The 2,690-nt window shown below is 71.7% G+C and carries 4 protein-coding genes; 1 reads left to right on the top strand and 3 read right to left on the bottom strand.

Annotation, left to right across the window (positions count from 1 at the left end; genetic code table 11):
• A partial coding sequence (locus tag FV228_RS26190; RefSeq protein WP_147857207.1) for a putative sulfate exporter family transporter occupies nt 1-750 on the bottom strand: 750 nt, incomplete at its 3' end.
• Between the two features lie 248 nt (nt 751-998).
• On the opposite strand from FV228_RS26190, the gene FV228_RS26185 reads away from it, so the two are divergent.
• Complete coding sequence (locus tag FV228_RS26185) at nt 999-1,208, top strand: hypothetical protein (RefSeq protein WP_238260799.1); 210 nt, start codon at nt 999-1,001, stop codon at nt 1,206-1,208.
• 14 nt (nt 1,209-1,222) lie between these two features.
• Here FV228_RS26185 and FV228_RS26180 read toward each other — a convergent pair whose 3' ends face one another.
• A complete protein-coding gene (locus tag FV228_RS26180; RefSeq protein WP_147857205.1) occupies nt 1,223-1,546 on the bottom strand; it encodes a cytochrome c in 324 nt (107 codons plus the stop codon).
• Between the two features lie 11 nt (nt 1,547-1,557).
• A partial coding sequence (locus tag FV228_RS26175) for a molybdopterin-dependent oxidoreductase (protein ID WP_147857204.1) occupies nt 1,558-2,690 on the bottom strand: 1,133 nt, incomplete at its 5' end.

Below are 2,690 nucleotides of genomic sequence, written 5' to 3'. Positions count from 1 at the left end.
GCCCTTCGCGCCGGTCGCCTCCGCCTCGGCGCCCTCCCCGGCCTCCCGCGGCAGGCGCGGGGCGATCAGCGAGAACGCCACCACCACCGGCCCGAGCATCAGCACGCGCACGAGCTTGACCAGGGTGCCGACCTGGGTGGAGAGCAGGCTCACCGGTACGGTCGCGGCCAGCACCTGCGGGACCGCGTAGACGGTGAGCCCGGCCAGCACGCCGTACTGGTTGTCGCTCAGGCCCGCGAGCGGCACGAACAGCGGCAACCCGAGCACCATCAGCACGCCGAGCACCGCGGTGAACGCGATGGCGGCCGCGATGTCCTTGGGCTGCGCCCCGATCACCGGCGCCACCGCGGCGATGGCCGAGTTGCCGCAGATCGCGTTGCCGCACGCGACCAAGATCGCCATCCGGGGCGGCAGGCCGAGCGCCCGGCAGATCCCCACGCTGGCGCCGATCCCGATCACCACGGTGCCGACGATGCCGGCCAGCAGCGCCGGACCGGAGGCCAGGATCGCCCCGAGGCTGAGCGAGGCGCCGAGCAGCACGACGGCGACCTCCAGAAGCTGCTTGGCCGAGAACGCAATGCCGGTTCGGAACCGGGCATCCGGCGTCCAGGCGGTGCGGATCGCGATCCCGATCAGGATCGCCAGCACCAGGGCCTCGACATAGGGATGGCCGGCGACCCGCTCCTCGAGCGCCTGCGCGGCCATGGCCAGGGCGGTGATCGCCGCGCACAGGCCGATGCCCGGCAGCACGGAGGTGGCCGCCCCGTCCCGCGCGGTGGTCCCGGTTTCACCCGTCCGGGCCGATGATCTGGGGCTCACGCCGGTCGCTCCACGGTCGACATCCGAGCAAAGGGAAGAAAGCGTTTGTCGCGAGCGCGCGAGAGAGAAGGACACTCTACAGCGCGAGAAAACTTCGGAAGTCCCGTCCATTGCGGCGCGGGGTTCCGAGCGCGACATTCACCGTCATGCGCACCACCCCGGATACTCGGTCGACGACGATGGCGTTCGACCCCTTTGGCGAGCCCGTCGCCGCCGGCGTAGCCGAGGCTTGCCCGACCGCTTCGGGCGACCGGACCGCGCGCCGGGTCGGTGGCGCCGTGTTCTGGGCCCTCGCCCTGACGATCCTGGCCGGCCGCATCTACGCCTACGACATGCCGGCGGTGCAGAGCGTCGCGTCCTACGCCGCGCAGGCCGTGGCGCTGCGCTGAGGCGTGGCCACCGCTCAATACGTGTCCGCCAGGTAGGCCGCGATCGCGCGGCCGTCCGCCTCGTCGATCGGGGCGTGGTAGACCTTGATCATCTTGGTCACCTCCGACTCCCAGAACGCCTTGCCCCGGCCCGGCGGCTGGGTGGCGATGTAATCGACGGAGTGGCAGGTCTGGCAATTGGCCTGCGCCGCGGCGAAGCCCTGCGCTTGGCCACCCGACCCATCGCTGGGGGCCTGCAACTCGGCCGTGGGATCCGGCACCGCGTAGCTGCGCGGGGCCGCGAGGGCGGTGCCGGCGACCAGGCCAGCGATCGTCGATCCGAGAAGAAGCGCGCGCATCCCGTTCTCCCTCACGCCGCCCGGACCCGGGTGGTCTCGACCCCGTTGCGCATGTACCCGGACGGGTTCCAGCGCGAGTCCATCGGCTGCGTGCTGCCGTCGTTGGCGGTGGCCCGGACCCGGACGCTGTGCGCACCCGCGGCCAGGTCGAGGGTGAGCGACCAGGGCCGGAACGCGTAGGGGCCGAGATCCTGGCCCAGGGCGGCCTGCGTCCAGGTCCGGCCGTCGTCGGTGGACACCGCGACCGTCCGGATCCCGGATCCGCCGTCGAACGCGATACCGCGCAGGCGCACCGGACCGGCCTTGATGTCCGCCCCGTCGGCGAGATTGGTCAGGAACGACCGCACGTTGAGCCGGCCGATCGGTACCGTGGCTGTGGCGGCCTGGCCCGGCTCCGTGCAGGCGCAAGGATTGTCCGGGATGCGGTAGGCGCTCTTCATGAAGAAGCCGTCGAACGGCGTGTCGCGCACCGTGATCGCGTTCAGGTGCTTGACCCAGTAGGTGCCGTAGAAGCCCGGCACCACGAGGCGCAGCGGAAACCCGTTGAGCCAGGGTAGGTCCTCGCCGTTCATATCCCAGGCCAGCATCACCTCGCCGTCACGGGCATGGTCGAGGCCGAGCGCCTTCACGAAATCCGGGGTCTCGGGCAGGACCGGCCCGTCCATCCCGTCGAACGTGACCTGCACGGCCCCCGGCTTCACCCCGGCCCGGTCGAGCACGCTCTTCAGCGGCACGCCGGTCCAGCGCGCGCAGCCCATGGCGCCGTTGGCGAGCTGACCGCCGGCCATTCGCGGCTCGAAGAAGCCGCGCGAGTTCCCCGAGCATTGGTTGACCGCCACGATCTCGGTCCGCCCCGGCAGCGCCTTGATCTCCGCGAGCGACAGCGAGACCGGGCGCTCGACATGGCCGGCGATGCCGAGCCGGAACGTGTCCGGGTCGATCTCCAGGGGGATGTCGGCCAGGTGATAGCGGACGAAGAAGGCGTCGTTGGGGGTGATCGCGCCCTCGTCGAACACCGAGAACGGCGTCTCCAGCTGGGGCGGCCGGGCCGTGGTCTGCAGGAGCGGACGCTTGCCCGGATAGGCGACCAGCGGGCGCGTGCCGTTGCCGAAGGGAAGCGCAACCGCCTCGGCCCGGGCGCGCA

Origin of the sequence: Methylobacterium sp. WL18 (genome assembly GCF_008040015.1) — a bacterium.
GTDB lineage: Bacteria > Pseudomonadota > Alphaproteobacteria > Rhizobiales > Beijerinckiaceae > Methylobacterium > Methylobacterium mesophilicum.
The sequence above is the reverse complement of the archived record's forward strand: the minus strand, read 5'-3'. Positions and strand labels throughout refer to the sequence as shown.

Excerpts from the sequence above, each read along its gene's own strand:
- FV228_RS26185 (WP_238260799.1), top strand. The coding sequence starts at position 999 with ATGGCGTTCGACCCCTTTGGCGAGCCCGTCGCCGCCGGCGTAGCCGAG.
- FV228_RS26180 (WP_147857205.1), bottom strand. The coding sequence starts at position 1,546 with ATGCGCGCGCTTCTTCTCGGATCGACGATCGCTGGCCTGGTCGCCGGC.